Below are 14,276 nucleotides of genomic sequence, written 5' to 3' on the forward strand. Positions count from 1 at the left end.
ACTACAGTTTTACGCAAAGCTTTACTTAGCCAAATCAACAGTTAATAATCTAATCGTTATTCAAATTGCATCTGGGTGTTTTCCGAACTTTTGATCTTAGGAAGCCAGAAGCTCCTGATCTGTGTGTCCGTGCGTAAGAGCGTCTTTCTAGCAATTTGAACTATGCAACTTTGTTTACCATCTTGTTTTTCAGGAGAATTATCTAATGAAATTAGTAAAAAAGCTTGGTATTGCTACTGCTAGTGCTGTTATAGGTATTACTGGTGTCAGTACATTTTCTACGGCACAAGCTGTACAGCTATTTGATTTTCAATACTCTTTTCCCAGTTATGAAGCAGATGGTACAGGGATTTCCGCTAGCGGTACTCTTACCACCACTGATTTAGATCCTATAAAAAACAATTACACAATTACAGGGATAACTGGAACAAGGAAAGCCCAAGGAATTACTGAGACAATCATCGGGTTGCTCTCACCAGGTACATACGGAATCAATGATAATCTTTTAAATGCAAATACGTCCTTGTTAACCCAAAACGGTTTTTCTTACTTGGTTTCTGGAAGTGGGGAAGACGGTAATGGAAACGTTAACGTATTCTATAGTAGTTTCAATGAAGGTTATTCAGAGCTTTCAAGCGATGTAGATTATGGCAGCTTTACTGTTGTGCCACGTTCTGTTCCCGAACCCTACACAGTAAGTGGTTCATTTCTTGCTCTTGGTTTTGGCTGGTGGATGAAGCGAAAGCAAGCATTAGCTTCCCAGAAGAAGCCCTATAAAAATATCTGGCGTTACTGAATCGGGGTATGGACTTGGATGTAGAGACGTAAAATATTACGTCTCTACAAGGATTTTCACCACAACGCACAACATCTATCTGTTAGATTCATAGTGCATCTGCAATCTAGATTGCATTAAAAAAATGTGCTTGTTATCCTACTTTTACAGTAATACCAAGTCGCGTTCATGATATATCACTAGACGACTTGGTATTAACATAGAATATTAGCTTTAACTAAAATTAAAAGCTTCCAGGATTGTCATCAAGTGCTAACAAGAAATTAATCAGGTCTGTTTGCTGGTTGAAATCAAACCCAGACTGTCTATCTACGTAGAAATAATGACCAGTGCCATCAAGATTACTACGTACTAAACTAGGGTTAGCTTTGTTAGCTTTCACAACTAAGGCACGAAGATCGCGATCAACCAAGGCACGCAAGCTGCTAGCTGGATCGGCAGGTATACCTTGGCTAAGAGTGCCAGAAAGCCCTAAGCCAGTCTTGTCAACAAACGTGATTCCATTTGAGTCAACTTTCACGCTTCCTGCCCTTACTGCTACACCACCATCATGCAAATATGGTGCGCTTAAATAAAGACCACGTAAGCTAGTAGTTTTATAACCGCCTTTTGGCAATATACCTTTGGGTAGAGTTGTAGGACTATCGGAAATACCCTGCGTTGGTACATCCAGCACTTCAGCCTTAGCAGGTATGGGAACTGGAGTGTTGAAAGTATATAGCTTGGGTGGTACTAACAAATTACTCAGCCCCAAACGAGATTGGGCACGAGCGGGGTTAGTACGTATTTCATCAATTGGATGAATTTTATTGTCTGTGAAGAATGGTGGAATATGGCAAGTTGCACAATTAGCTTTCTCAAAAACTTTTGCGCCACGCTTAACAGAATTGCTGTTCAACGCTTGCCAGTTTTCTGAAGTCTGGTTAGCAGGTGGTACTAAGCTATTTTGGAAAGCAGACATAGCGTTGCTAGCAAATAAAAAAGTGCCACTAGCAATATCACCGGGCTTTTTAGTATTTGGGCTGAAAACCAAACCGTTGTAAGTAAATAAACTGGGACGTAGGTTTGGGTAAGTTCCTGTACCAGGAACAGGAACTTGGTCTTCTAATTCTGCTTGTATAGGATTCGGTGCGATTTTCCGCAGCCATTCAGAGGGTTTTACTATCACTCCTTCTGGTAAACGTAATCTGGGAGTGACAGCGTTTTGCAGAAATGTACCAATATAAACCTCTGGGTCAATACCAAGAGTATCTGCACTTAGTTGAGCAGCTGCCAACAGATTGATTTCCGAAGAGTGAACACCGTTGTTGATAGTACTCAATCCTGCAAACGGGCCAACAGCAAACTGTCCATCAGCCCCATAAGGATGATCCTTAAAGGTGAAAACACTAGGGATTTGAGTAGTGTTTCTAATACCATCCGGTGAACTCTCGAAATTACCGAAAGGTATATCTAACACAGCATCATCAAAGGCTTTTTCAAACTTTTCAGGATCAGGTAATTCTACTTTATTACCTTTACTGTCAATAATTGTCTTGCCATTGCCTTTGTATTGTGGGTCTAAAGGGTTAAGGTTTAACCGTGCAAATCCTCCAGCTGTATTTGGTGCTAAAGCAATCAACAGAGGTGTGGCAATTTCGCCATTAGGTACTCCTAAAAGACGTTCGCCTTTCTTTGAAAGGGAGATGTGGCAACCAGCACAACGAAGGTCAATCTGAGATGTATTTGTTGTTCTATTAACTGTGATTCCCAGCCCAATAGGAAAAGACCCTCCCCTTTCCATTTTTAAGCCTGTATTAATGACACTTCCTTTTGGAAAAGTTCGACTGCCTAACGCTATATCCTTCTCAAGAATAATTTGTAAGTTCGTTGTCGGTTGACCTTGCAACTTAACTATTGCTGTCTGTAATTCTGGCAAAATTTTAGCAATGCCAAGTCCAAAACCAAATACCCCTTGCAAACCAAATGTGTCACCAATCTTACGGTTGAAAAATATATCTTCACCTTGGGCGATTAATTCCTTAGTAATTTTAACTGCCCCCACCCGTTGATAGGAAATGGGGTTATTGGGATTGAGTCCCTTATTTGCAACTAGTTGTGATGCTTCTTGAGGACTCAGCAGTTTGCCAAAATAGTCGTAATAGCCTAGTGGTTGAGTAGGAGCAGGTTGTAAAAGGTCAATTTTTGCAAAAGCTGTCTGGCCTGTCATCAACGAATTTGATAACAAAATGCCAAAAACACTAATGATAAAAACGCAGATTAATAAGAAAATTTTGGTTTTTGCACCATATAACATCCTAAAGACACCAGTCTTAGGGTTGTTTTTTTTATGTTTCATAGTGAGGTACTCACTAAAAGCTATAACGTAGATATATCATACTCTTACGTATATATATGCAAGAGTGTGTTTAAGTTTTTTATCAATTTAATTACTGGATTACTTTCTAATACTTAATATATGCTTACAAAGCCATCGTTTAACATTAAAATAATTCGTAATTCGTAATTCTTAATTAAGTTTTGTAAGAGGATTTAGCGTAAAGTTCAGAGTGCCAGAAAATGTCGCTTTACTAGCCTAGCTTTAACGATGCTCAAACTGACTCTGAAATCTTTATGGGACGGTAGGTTTATTTTTTAGATTTTACCGATAATCTGTAAAGTGGAAAAAGTATTTGCCAAAAAATCAGGTTTTTTGCTGGATAAAAAAAACCGAGTTCTTAATTTTTGGATAAAGTCAAGCTAAGAGAGAAAGAGCCACAAAACTTTCCGCTTGTTAGTTACTATGCAACTAAACCCCAGAATTTAGTTAAATTTAAAGGCTTTACTTCCTTCTCTCTAGCCATTTTTTTAATTAGTAGAACTGAGATTAAATTTAATGAATTCTCTCTCTAAGTAATTGTTCTTCCAAGGCAGCAATGCGATTGTATGCTGCTGTTAATTGTGCTGTAAGTCGTTGTATTTGAATTTCTGGTGTTATGTTATCTCCACCTTGACGATGCATGTCTAGATAAATACCATCTGTCAAGACATCCTTGTGTTCCATTTCTGGATTTAAATTGTTACGTCCTTTGAACTGGTAGCTTCCAGCCGCGCTATTTTCCTGATAATTATGGTTTGCTTGTGTATTCGCTAAAGAACACTCTGAGAAAGCTTGAGCGACTTTACCATCAAGCTTTTCAATCACTTGGCAGAGCGCATCCAGTTTTTCGCTTAAAGTCAGGATTTGCTTCTGTAATGGCTCCATTTAATACCCTCATCCGTATATTTTCTTTATGTTATTCAATTTACTCTCAACGTTAACAATACTTATGGATTATTTAAGTATTGATAATTTTTGGTGCAAATGTAACATTTAAATCATTACTTACAAATATGAGTAAAATTTAACTATAAGTATTAATGAGGAAAATTATGAAGATAAATTTATTTTTAAGTAGCTATTTGCCCAAAAAATCGCTATTTTGATTTAAATAGCCAAATTTATCAGTATTGCAAAGAAAAATACCGTTAATTTTCTAACTACAGTTTTTCAGTTAGTCAGCCTCTGGCGAATCTTTGCTTAATATTAGGTATAATCAAAAATCTCAAATCCCAAATCAATGGATCGACGGTCGTTTTTGCTAGGTACAAGCACACTGGCACTTTCACAATTGCTTTTTGGCTGCGGTGGAAACAAGCAGACGCAACTAAAAGTACAGTTATTAAAAGGTTCTATACCTGGTCAGGTAGTTAATCAGTTCCACAAAGGTTTGCAGCAACAGGTGCAGTTAAAGTTTGCTCCAGTTGAGCAGATACAAGGTTTATTTCAGCAATTACAAAATTGGCAGCAGAAACCAAAAACCACTGATGAGCAGGGATGGAGACGGTTTATACCCTTTAGGCAAGGTCAAAAAACAGCTGATGCAGACCTAGTGACATTGGGAGATTACTGGCTAAAAGCAGCTATTGAGCAGAAGCTGATTCAACCAATTCAAGAGGTACAGGGAAACCAATTAAAGCAGTGGTCTACTTTAGATGAAAGGTGGAAACAACTGGTAACGCGCAACGACCAAGGTAACTTGGATACTCAAGGGAAGGTGTGGGGTGCGCCTTATCGGTGGGGTAGCACAGTGATTATTTATAACCGTGACAAGTTGCAGAAATTGGGATGGACGCCGAAAGATTGGAGTGATTTGTGGCGAGATGGATTGCAGCAGCACATTTCTCTACTCAATCAACCACGAGAAGTTATTGGTTTGGTCTTAAAGAAGCTAGGAAAATCTTATAATACAGAGAATCTTGACCAATTACCAGGCTTGGAAAAGGAATTACAGACATTAAACCAACAGGTAAAGTTCTACAGTTCTAATAACTACTTAGAACCTCTAATTATGGGAGATACTTGGCTAGCGGTTGGTTGGTCAAGCGATGTACTGCCAATTTTAGGACGTTATCCGCAACTTGGTGCAGTTATTCCCCAGTCAGGAACAGCAATCTGGGCAGACTTGTGGGTACGTCCGGCAGGTATTACTACTAAGAGTACTTTATCAGATCAATGGATTGACTTTTGTTGGCAGCCAAGCACAGCTAAACAAATTTCGGTGTTGACCAAAAGTAATTCCCCAATTTCTACAAATCTGGTCGCTTCCGATATCCAAGAAGCATTACGGAGTATTTTACAAAGCGATCGCCAAGTTTTTGATAAAAGCGAATTTTTGCTTCCCCTACCCCCCTCAGCAATAAAACAATACGAGTCTTTATTCGCCAAAATAAAGGTTTAATTGGGAATTGGGACTTGGGCATGGGAAAGAGGATTTGGGGACAAGGAGAATTGGGGACAAGGGGAAAGACTTGTTGGAAGTTCTAAACTTTTGTCACCTTGTCCCCTTGTCCCCTCTGCTCCCCCCTGCTCTGTCATCTCCACTCCCCACTCCCTACTCCCTTCTTTTTACAAAGAACGCTCTAATCCTATCTTGTTCTTAACAGTTGTTTGGATACTGCATAAAGCTGGACTTGTACTAAAGTTGCAAGTATAAGTTGCCAAGGGTTCTTTTTGATAATTAAATACCCTGACGTTGTAACCAAAGTTCCGTGCAGTGCTACCCAAGCGATTTACGAAGTCGTAACGTTCTACATAGTCTAGTAAGCTCCAAATTTGCTGATTCACGATCAAGTCTACTCTTGCAGGTTCTTTTCCAGAAGGTGGATATGCTATCCAATTATCTAATAGCTTCCTTTCAGAGTTTTGTTGTGCCCACCATAAACTAGGAACGGTTAATCGTTCTAGATTTATGGTGTTAGCTGTGATTACATAGTCTTTTGGCTTGGTTAATAAGTCTAGTTCCAAAGGGGCATTAGAAGGTGATGGGATTGGGGGGGTTTGCGCTAGCGAGGGCGGGACTAGTAAAGTGGTAAGGCTAATGGTTAGTAATAATAAAAACGATGTTTGGCGATGGCTGCGCCAACGCCAAGGGCGAACGCACAATTTGAGTATATGCATAGCTGATACTAATTCGTAATGACGCTCGATAGTGGAGCATTAGCGACGTAGGAGCGTCTGAGTCGCTAACGTAATTAAGGGAATAGTAAAAATTCGCAAATTTTAATTAAAGTTTAATGGCAACGATGCGAATTCTTCGATAGTCTGCTATCCAAGTTCCTTGCTGATACAGTGTTGGCTTAAGATATTCTTCAACGACGCGAATTACTTGTATTTGTTGCTCACTAGAAAGTCCTGCTAAAAAAGTGCAAGCGAACATCCCAATCCAGTTTGCCATACCTGCTTCTCCTTCTGCTAAAGGAGTTGGACGAGCAAAAAGCATGGCATGAATGACATCAAAGCCTTGCTGTTCTAGTAAGGTGGCGTATTCACCAATACTAGGGAAATACCACGGATTTAGGGCTTGTGTGGGGATATTAATTGCTTCTAAGGCGCTTTCTAAAGCTGTGGCGATCGCTTGCACATTTCCCTTACCACCAAATTCTGCCACAAAACGGCCTCCAGGTTTTAAAGATTGATGTATGGAAGCGATCGCACTATCTGCTTCTTTCACCCAATGTAGTACAGCGTTGGAAAACACAGCATCCAATGGCTTATCTATTTGAAAATTCCTAGCATCAGCAACATCAAAACGGATATGGGGATAGTTTTGTCTTGCCTTTTCGATCATCGCAGGTGCAAAATCAACTCCCATAACTTCAGCACCAGCTTGGGCAATTTTTTCTGTAAGTTGTCCAGTCCCACAACCTAAATCCAAAATGGATTCTCTTGGCTGGGGGTTAAGGAATTTTAGTAAGTCCTCACCATACTGCCAGACAAAGGCGTGTTTATCTTGGTAAAGAGCAGCATCCCAAGAATTTTTAGGTATTGAAAGATTATTCATAAGTAGTGAAATTACAGTGTGTTGATTTGTCGATTGATGACCGCCTGATCATCACAATAAAAAAGATTTTTAATTATGTCCAATATATATTTTCACCTTAACTAATATTTTAAAGATATGAGTTTAGGTAACAGATGGAATTACGACACTTGCGCTACTTTATCACTTTGGCCGAAGAATTGCACTTTGGACGGGCGGCGGAACGATTACACATTGCCCAGCCTCCCCTAAGTCAACAAATTCGCCAGCTAGAAGGGGAATTGGGTTTTGAACTCTTTCACCGCACGAAACGAAATGTGCAGCTAACAGAAGCGGGGCAAGTGTTTCTGGATGAGGTTCAGCTAATTATGAGGCAATTACAACAGGCAATCGAAGTCGGACGGAAAACCAGCAGGGGCGAAATTGGACAGTTGGTGGTCGGCTTTGTTAGCTCTGCGGCGTATAATATTTTGCCAACTATTCTGCGAACCTTTCGTAGTTGCGTTCCTGGTGTGAGCATCGAGTTGCATGAACTGACTACAGATCAGCAGTTAGAGTGGTTACGAGAAGGTAGAATGGATGTAGGATTATTGCGTCCACCTGTTGAAGAAAATAGATTTAGCTGCGAAACAATTTTTCAAGAGTCGCTGATGGTGGCACTACCTGAAGCACATTGGCTAGCGAGTAAATCTAATGTATGTTTGACATCCCTTGCCAATGAACCGTTTATTTTATTTCCCAGAATATTAGCACCAGGACTTTACGACTTAATTATTAGTCTTTGTCAGCAAGCAGGGTTTAGTCCCAAGGTTGCCCAAGAAGCTATCCAGATGCAAACCATTGTCAGCCTAGTAGCAGCCGAGATGGGTGTGGCGATCGTTCCAGCATCTTTGCAAAATTTGCAACGGATTGGGGTAGTTTATAAAACTGTACAAGAACCTACTCCAAAAGTAGCCATTGCGATGATTTGGCGAAACAATGAGACATCCCCAACCGTGTTGAGGCTTGTGGAAATAGTTAAACAAGCTGCCCAGCATTGGTGAATAGAGGCAGGGGGAGGGAAAGTCGTAGTGAAGTCCAGAAATTGGATAATTTATTTTTTGGAGTTCCCTCGCAATAATTATTATCGCAATGCAGACACCCCCATAGGGCCACGAGTTACGCCCAATTGATTTTGCAGTTTCAACTCGCGCCAGAGTTGGGAACCTGTAATCTCGCCTTGCAGTAGTTGGCTGTAGCAATGTATTGTTTTACTCACTTGTTCTGGTGTCTCATTGACAAACTCAATGCGAAACTGACGTAATCCCAGTTCTATGAGGCGCTGCACGTACTCGGCTCCGGTTTGGGCAGTGCCGTTAAATACAGTATTACGACAACCTACATCGGCTTTGAGGACATGTTCGCTACCAACGCGATCGCGCAATTTCACTTCCTGCTTTTCACAAGGTCGTCCACAGTTAGTGTAGTCTGTACCTGTCGATAGAAAGGCACAAAATACACAATATTCCATGTGAAACATCGGCATGTGTTGATGGATTGTCACTTCAAACCACTGGGGTGGGCAACTGGTGAGTAGGTCTTGCAGTTGGCTAATATTTAGGTCGTAGGATGCCGTCAGCCTTTCTAAACCAAAGTTTTTCTGAAAGTAGTCTGCTGTTAAAGGATTAGCAACATTGAGTGAGAAATCTCCAATACAACGGTCTTGACCAAAGAATTGCAATTGGTCATAGTTGCGTATTAAATAGCCATCTGCTTCACAGGCACGTACTTGTTGCAAAATCCAATTTTCCCCCGGTTTGGTAATTCGGGGAGGTGCAACCCAAATTGTAGGGAGTGGGGAGTTAGGAGAGACGCGATGAATCGCGTCTGTACAAAAAGGAGTTGGGGGTGAAGAATTGTCTGCTTTATTTTTTTGCTGTTGTTGGCGTACCATTTGCACCGCTTCTCGGTAGGCGCGGGGGTCTTCAAATTCACAGTACAGTGTTTCAATACCAGCTTTCAGGGCAGCTTGGAGTTGCTTTAGGTTTCGTACTAAGACGATGAGTGAGGGAGATATAGCTTTAGCTTCTTGCAGGGAGAGAGATGAGGGAGATGAGGAGGGTAGTAGGTCATGGAAAGAGATATCAGAACGTAATTGCCAACGTTTGGGTTGACTTCGCAATTCTTCTAACTGTGCTACGATTTCCCGCCGCATCCGGTTCAATTCACTGACTGGTAGCATAAAAGTACCACTGAGGTGGTTGGTTAAGGTTCCCAAACGAAAAGGGGTGTTACCGAGACGACCGAATTGTTCTTGTAAACGTTCTGTATCTAAGGGTTTGGTGTGCGCTTCCACCAGGGAAATTGCAGACTCTACTTGGACAATGTTACCAAATTGATCGCGGGCGATCGCAATCAACGCCTGACCCACTTCTCCATAAATCTCCAAGTCAATCGGACGCTGAAATTGAGGATTCTCGCCTGCAAAACTCTGCCGTAGTTGCTTATCGAGTTCTGGATCGCTGGTTTTCCAAATGCGATCGCCTATATGCACTCGGCGCAGGTTCAAGTCATTTCGCCCAAATGTCAGCATGGTTTCTTTACCTTTGGACACCACAGCATAAACCCGACCACCTTCTTCCTTCACCTCTGGATGACCGCAGTCAAATACAATTCCATCTCCAGGTTTTACAGGCGCTTCCAGTTTGACTGTTACCTGTTCGTTGTGAATGCGGCTGACTTCACCCAAATAAACCCCACGTTTTTTACCAAAGCGGGCGTGAACTAGTTCTTGATTATTAATCCCACCAAACCAACCCGTGTAGAGTCCGCGAGAAAATGCCATTTCTAGGTTGTAGTGTTCTTGATCTGTTGCACATTGTTGATTAAGCGGAAGATCCCCCCAACCCTCCTTTTGAAGGGGGGCTATGTTCTCACCTTTTGAAGGGGGTTTAGAGGGGATCTCATCCATCACCCGATCTAAAGCTTGCCGATAAACACGGGTGACATTGGCAACATACTCTGGGGCTTTCAAACGACCTTCAATCTTGAGACAAGTTACTCCTGATTTGACCAAATCTGGCAGAACATCTAACCCTGCTAAGTCTTGAGGACTAAGTAAATATTTGCGTTCTTTTAAATTCACAACTTCGCCATCAGCAATTAAATCGTAGGGCATCCGACAAGCTTGGGCACATTCGCCTCGGTTAGCAGAACGTCCGCCTAAAGCTTCGCTAGTCAAACACTGACCGGAATATGCCACGCACAAAGCACCGTGAACAAAAACTTCCAAGGGCAGCGAAGTATCTTGTAGGGCAATCTGCTGCTGAATTTTATTGATTTCCTGAAGAGAACATTCACGCGCCAACACCACCAATTGACAGCCGAGGGATTTGGCAAATTCCACCCCAGCCGCACTAGTGATGGTCATTTGGGTGGAAGCGTGGATCGGAAAATCGGGCGACAGGTGACGGATGAGACGGCATATACCCACATCCTGGACAATCACCGCATCCACACCTGCGGCAATAATTGTGCGGAGATATTGCTGTGCTTCTGCTAGTTCTTTGGGAAATATTAATGTATTGACAGTGACATAACCTTTTACACCACGACGGTGCAGAAATGTCATTAATTGGGGTAAGTCTGCCTCAGTAAAATTTTCTGCCCGCATTCTGGCGTTGAAGCGATCCAAACCGAAGTAAATTGCATCTGCCCCATTTTCTACAGCAGCTTTAGCACATTCCCAGTTACCTGCTGGCGCGAGTAGTTCAGGGCGTTGAAGAGAAGAAGGTGGAGAGAGACGATCGCTTTTCATCAGATTTAGGGAAGGTTAACTAGCACCATAGTGATTTTATCGAAGTTATTGGGGGATGGTGGGGAAGGGGCGATCGCTATCTCCACGCTAATGTTTTAATTCATCTGGAGGTGATGAAAAAATAATCCTGTTTCCAAACATTGTGTGTACATTGTCCACTAATATTAGTTATGCTGTAAATAGAGACTCAGCTAAAGGTGGAAATTAGCCATGTCAGAAACATCATCTGCAAAAGATTGTCGCATCGATTTACGAGTTACCCAAGAGCAAAAAGAACTATTAGAAAGGGCTGCGAGTCTCAAAGGAATTTCTTTGAGTGCTTATACACTTTTTCATGTTTTGCCAGTCGCCAAGCAAGATATAGATGCAAATGAAAGGCTGGTACTGTCTAATCTTGATAGAGATTTGTTTATGTCAGTAATGGAAAATCCACCAGAACTGAAGGGAAAACTTAAATCTGCTATTCACAAATATAGACAGAAGTATGACAAGTGATAGCGAGGCAAGATGGAATTTTGTACCAATTGATAAAAAGCATCAAAGAGATTCTTTTGATTGCGGTTATGCAATTTTGAATGATTATCTCAAGAAATATGCACGCCAAAATCATAAAAAAGGAATTGCTAAAACATTTGTAGCAATTCCGGCATCAGGAAGCTTGAAGATTGATGGCTATTATACTGTCAGTGCTAGCGTTATTGAGTATGAATCGTTACCGGAATCTTATCATCGTGGAATGCCTGCTTATCCGATTCCAGCAATGCTAATTGGGAGATTAGCTGTAGATAACTCGATTAAAGGGCAAGGTTTGGGAGGTGAATTGTTAGCTGATGCTCTCTATCGTGCTGTTCGTGCTTCTCAAGAAATTGGTATGTACGCCGTGAGAGTTGATGCTATCGATTTGCAAGCAAAGGAATTTTATCTTAAGTATGAGTTTATTCCTTTTCAAGACAATGAACTCTCACTATTTCTGCCGATGGCAACGATAGTTAGAGAATTTGGTTAATTTAATTAGGGAAATATCAAAAGGGACAAAAACGAGGGTGATCGCTTTTCATCAAATTTAGGGTTAAGTAGCACCATAGTGATTTTATCGAAGTTGGTGGGGGATGGTGGGGAGAGGGCGATCACTGTCACTTTATCCCAAAGAAATACCGCTAAATTGTTGAAATAAACTGGTAGCGTAAGAATCAGTCATACCGGAGATATAGTCTGTAACTCTAAGAATTTTATTATAGGTATCTTCGTCTGAATTCGGATTGTTATATTCTTTGGGAAGCATATGATAAACCAAATTGCCTTTCTTGCTATTGTGCAGGACGGCATTAACAAATTCAGCAAATAGTTTCCCTAAAACTTCATACCCGGCAATCTGGATACTAACAACATCAGAATGTTGGAAAACAGCCGCGCGAGTTTCCTTTCCAATTTCTTCTAGGTGGTTTACATAAGTGCTTAGAGATAACAAGTCTTTATCAAACTCTCCAAAAAGTATATCTTCTTCATGTTTTAGGAAAATATCACTTGCCTCATTTATGAGTTTATTGATAGCTAAAGCCCGCAATCGCTTAACTATTTCTGTATTGCTTTCACCATGTCCTTGAATATCTTTATTTGCAATATTTGCAACTACATTCAGTAATTCCTTAGTTTTGTCAAATGGGATGTAACCCATACGATGGCCATCTTCTACATCAACAATTGAGTAACAAATGTCATCAGCTGCTTCAACAAGAAAAGCAAGCGGATGTCGAGACCACCATGCTGCATTATCATGACGGCGAATTAGACCAACCGTTTCTGCTACTTCAGCAAATAAATCTTTTTCTCCCTGGAAGAAACCATATTTTTTAACACTTTTACCTGAGTAACCGTTAAAAATAGATTTTGGTAGAGAAGATTCTCTAGGGTACTTTGTGAAAGCAGCTAAAGTTGGGCAGGTTAGTTGCATTCCGCCTTTTCTAGGGGGCATTTCAAGCTTGGTTAGAATACGAAAGCCTTGTGCATTACCCTCAAATGAATCAAAGTCAGCTTTTTGAGACTTGCTGAGAAGTTCTTCTCCTACATGGTTAACAGTGTTGTACCACGATTCAAATCCTGTACGAATAGCGTCCTCTCCAGAATGACCAAAGGGTGGATTTCCAATATCATGAGCTAGACAAGCAGCAGATACGATATCACCAAAGTCTGAAGCACGTAACCCATCCTGATTAAACTCATATTTTTTTACAATTGCCTCACCCACTATTCTGCCAAGGGAACGACCGACGCAAGACACTTCAAGGCTATGAATGAGACGAGTACGAATGTAATCATTTGTGGACAAAGAAAAAACCTGAGTTTTATCTTTGAGACGACGAAAAGGTGAGGAAAACACTAGGCGATCATAGTCTCTCTGAAAGGGAGTACGATCAAACTGAAGATTTTCTACCTCAGTTTTGCCAAGTCTTTTTGGTGTCAGGAGTTTCTTCCAATCCATCATTGCTGTGTTATGTCAAAGTAGGTTATACAATGCCTATTAGCTAGAAGCAATCGGCAATGCCACACTGTAACCCTACTTATTCAAAAGTAAAATTTATTATATATTATTAAATTAATTTAAGTAATAACCACATTTCTCATTACTCTAATCAAATCAAATCAAGCGATCGCACTTACCCCAATTCCTCAATATCAGCACTTTCCCCTTCGGACTCAACAGGCTCAAACTTAACTTTGTTATATAAATCCTGTAGTGAAATCTCAAAGGGTACGGTTACAAGTGCGATCGCTTCATCTTCTTCATCATATTCACGAAGCGTCCATTGCTTTTTCCCAATTTTGGAAAATTGATCTACATGAATCCGAGTTTGATCAATTAATAGATATTCTTGGAAAGTAGAAATAGTTCGGTAAGCCTGAAATTTATCTTCGCGATCATAGTTTTTAGTAGATTTAGACAAAACCTCAACAATAACTTGGGGATTTGTAATAATATCTGTACGGTTGTTGAAAAATTCTGGTTCACCGATTATTACTGTCACATCTGGATACGTGTAGATACGCTTTTGGTGTATCCAAAGACGCATATCGCTGTTAAACACTTCGTATTCTTCTTGTCTGAAGGCAAAGTTTAACACAGCATAGAAATTACCAGCTATCCGATTATGATTTACTGTTCCACCCGCCATAGGAATTATTTGCCCATCAATATATTCACTTTTGTAGTCAGCAGCTTCTTCTAACTCTAAATATTCCTCTGGGGTATAGTATCGCTGTTTTGTTATTTGCATAGTTTTATCAGGTAGCAATGTTTAACGATACGGAGCGTCTAGTGACCCATATTTACTGAACAGTTTAACGT

12 protein-coding genes are annotated in these 14,276 nt (G+C 40.7%); 5 read left to right on the forward strand and 7 right to left on the reverse strand.

The genetic code is table 11. The features are described 5' to 3' along the window. Positions 1-205: 205 nt before the first annotated feature. Positions 206-796, forward strand: coding sequence for a PEP-CTERM sorting domain-containing protein (locus tag RMY00_RS20105; RefSeq protein WP_322649227.1), 591 nt, complete (start codon positions 206-208; stop codon positions 794-796). A 223-nt stretch (positions 797-1,019) separates the two neighbouring features. Here RMY00_RS20105 and RMY00_RS20110 read toward each other — a convergent pair whose 3' ends face one another. Both RMY00_RS20110 and RMY00_RS20115 read right to left on the reverse strand, forming a co-directional pair. Further along, positions 1,020-3,134, reverse strand: a complete 2,115-nt coding sequence (locus RMY00_RS20110) for a di-heme oxidoredictase family protein (protein WP_322649228.1) — start codon at positions 3,132-3,134, stop codon at positions 1,020-1,022. Between the two features lie 534 nt (positions 3,135-3,668). Next, the gene (locus RMY00_RS20115) at positions 3,669-4,040 is read right to left on the reverse strand and encodes a hypothetical protein (protein ID WP_322649229.1); all 372 of its coding nucleotides are present in this window, start codon (positions 4,038-4,040) and stop codon (positions 3,669-3,671) included. Between the two features lie 355 nt (positions 4,041-4,395). Here RMY00_RS20115 and RMY00_RS20120 point away from each other — a divergent pair, with 355 nt between their 5' ends. Continuing rightward, positions 4,396-5,556 (forward strand): extracellular solute-binding protein, encoded by a 1,161-nt coding sequence (locus tag RMY00_RS20120; RefSeq protein ID WP_322649230.1) that lies wholly within the window; start codon positions 4,396-4,398, stop codon positions 5,554-5,556. 167 nt (positions 5,557-5,723) lie between these two features. Here the strand turns inward: RMY00_RS20120 and RMY00_RS20125 are convergent, their stop codons facing one another. Then, positions 5,724-6,275 carry a hypothetical protein gene (locus tag RMY00_RS20125; protein ID WP_322649231.1) on the reverse strand — a complete coding sequence of 184 codons (552 nt, stop codon included), beginning with the start codon at positions 6,273-6,275 and terminating at the stop codon, positions 5,724-5,726. 106 nt (positions 6,276-6,381) lie between these two features. Then, positions 6,382-7,158, reverse strand: a complete 777-nt coding sequence (locus RMY00_RS20130) for a methyltransferase domain-containing protein (RefSeq protein ID WP_322649232.1) — start codon at positions 7,156-7,158, stop codon at positions 6,382-6,384. 134 nt (positions 7,159-7,292) lie between these two features. On the opposite strand from RMY00_RS20130, the gene RMY00_RS20135 reads away from it, so the two are divergent. Beyond that, entirely contained in the window at positions 7,293-8,180 is an 888-nt protein-coding gene (locus RMY00_RS20135; protein ID WP_322649233.1) for a LysR family transcriptional regulator, read from the forward strand. A gap of 80 nt (positions 8,181-8,260) precedes the next feature. On the opposite strand, the gene RMY00_RS20140 is transcribed toward RMY00_RS20135, so the two are convergent. Further along, a complete protein-coding gene (locus RMY00_RS20140) occupies positions 8,261-10,933 on the reverse strand; it encodes a U32 family peptidase (protein ID WP_322649234.1) in 2,673 nt (890 codons plus the stop codon). Between the two features lie 210 nt (positions 10,934-11,143). Between RMY00_RS20140 and RMY00_RS20145 the strand changes: the two genes are divergently transcribed. Together RMY00_RS20145 and RMY00_RS20150 are read left to right on the forward strand one after the other, a co-directional pair. Beyond that, positions 11,144-11,428 carry a DUF1778 domain-containing protein gene (locus RMY00_RS20145; protein WP_229496161.1) on the forward strand — a complete coding sequence of 95 codons (285 nt, stop codon included), beginning with the start codon at positions 11,144-11,146 and terminating at the stop codon, positions 11,426-11,428. Then, complete coding sequence (locus RMY00_RS20150; RefSeq protein WP_322649235.1) at positions 11,418-11,939, forward strand: GNAT family N-acetyltransferase; 522 nt, start codon at positions 11,418-11,420, stop codon at positions 11,937-11,939. Before RMY00_RS20145 ends, RMY00_RS20150 begins: the two co-directional genes overlap by 11 nt. 132 nt (positions 11,940-12,071) lie before the next feature. On the opposite strand, the gene RMY00_RS20155 is transcribed toward RMY00_RS20150, so the two are convergent. Further along, positions 12,072-13,415, reverse strand: coding sequence for a deoxyguanosinetriphosphate triphosphohydrolase (locus RMY00_RS20155; RefSeq protein WP_322649236.1), 1,344 nt, complete (start codon positions 13,413-13,415; stop codon positions 12,072-12,074). Positions 13,416-13,587: 172 nt separating this feature from the next. Beyond that, positions 13,588-14,205 (reverse strand): Uma2 family endonuclease, encoded by a 618-nt coding sequence (locus RMY00_RS20160; RefSeq protein ID WP_322649237.1) that lies wholly within the window; start codon positions 14,203-14,205, stop codon positions 13,588-13,590. Positions 14,206-14,276: the final 71 nt, after the last annotated feature.

This window comes from Nostoc sp. ChiVER01, assembly GCF_034531155.1.
Classification (GTDB): Bacteria; Cyanobacteriota; Cyanobacteriia; order Cyanobacteriales; family Nostocaceae; genus Nostoc.

Coding starts and splice junctions, on each gene's coding strand:
- RMY00_RS20105 (WP_322649227.1), top strand. CDS start 206: ATGAAATTAGTAAAAAAGCTTGGTATTGCTACTGCTAGTGCTGTTATA.
- RMY00_RS20110 (WP_322649228.1), bottom strand. CDS start 3,134: ATGAAACATAAAAAAAACAACCCTAAGACTGGTGTCTTTAGGATGTTA.
- RMY00_RS20115 (WP_322649229.1), bottom strand. CDS start 4,040: ATGGAGCCATTACAGAAGCAAATCCTGACTTTAAGCGAAAAACTGGAT.
- RMY00_RS20120 (WP_322649230.1), top strand. CDS start 4,396: ATGGATCGACGGTCGTTTTTGCTAGGTACAAGCACACTGGCACTTTCA.
- RMY00_RS20125 (WP_322649231.1), bottom strand. CDS start 6,275: ATGCATATACTCAAATTGTGCGTTCGCCCTTGGCGTTGGCGCAGCCAT.
- RMY00_RS20130 (WP_322649232.1), bottom strand. CDS start 7,158: ATGAATAATCTTTCAATACCTAAAAATTCTTGGGATGCTGCTCTTTAC.
- RMY00_RS20135 (WP_322649233.1), top strand. CDS start 7,293: ATGGAATTACGACACTTGCGCTACTTTATCACTTTGGCCGAAGAATTG.
- RMY00_RS20140 (WP_322649234.1), bottom strand. CDS start 10,933: ATGAAAAGCGATCGTCTCTCTCCACCTTCTTCTCTTCAACGCCCTGAA.
- RMY00_RS20145 (WP_229496161.1), top strand. CDS start 11,144: ATGTCAGAAACATCATCTGCAAAAGATTGTCGCATCGATTTACGAGTT.
- RMY00_RS20150 (WP_322649235.1), top strand. CDS start 11,418: ATGACAAGTGATAGCGAGGCAAGATGGAATTTTGTACCAATTGATAAA.
- RMY00_RS20155 (WP_322649236.1), bottom strand. CDS start 13,415: ATGATGGATTGGAAGAAACTCCTGACACCAAAAAGACTTGGCAAAACT.
- RMY00_RS20160 (WP_322649237.1), bottom strand. CDS start 14,205: ATGCAAATAACAAAACAGCGATACTATACCCCAGAGGAATATTTAGAG.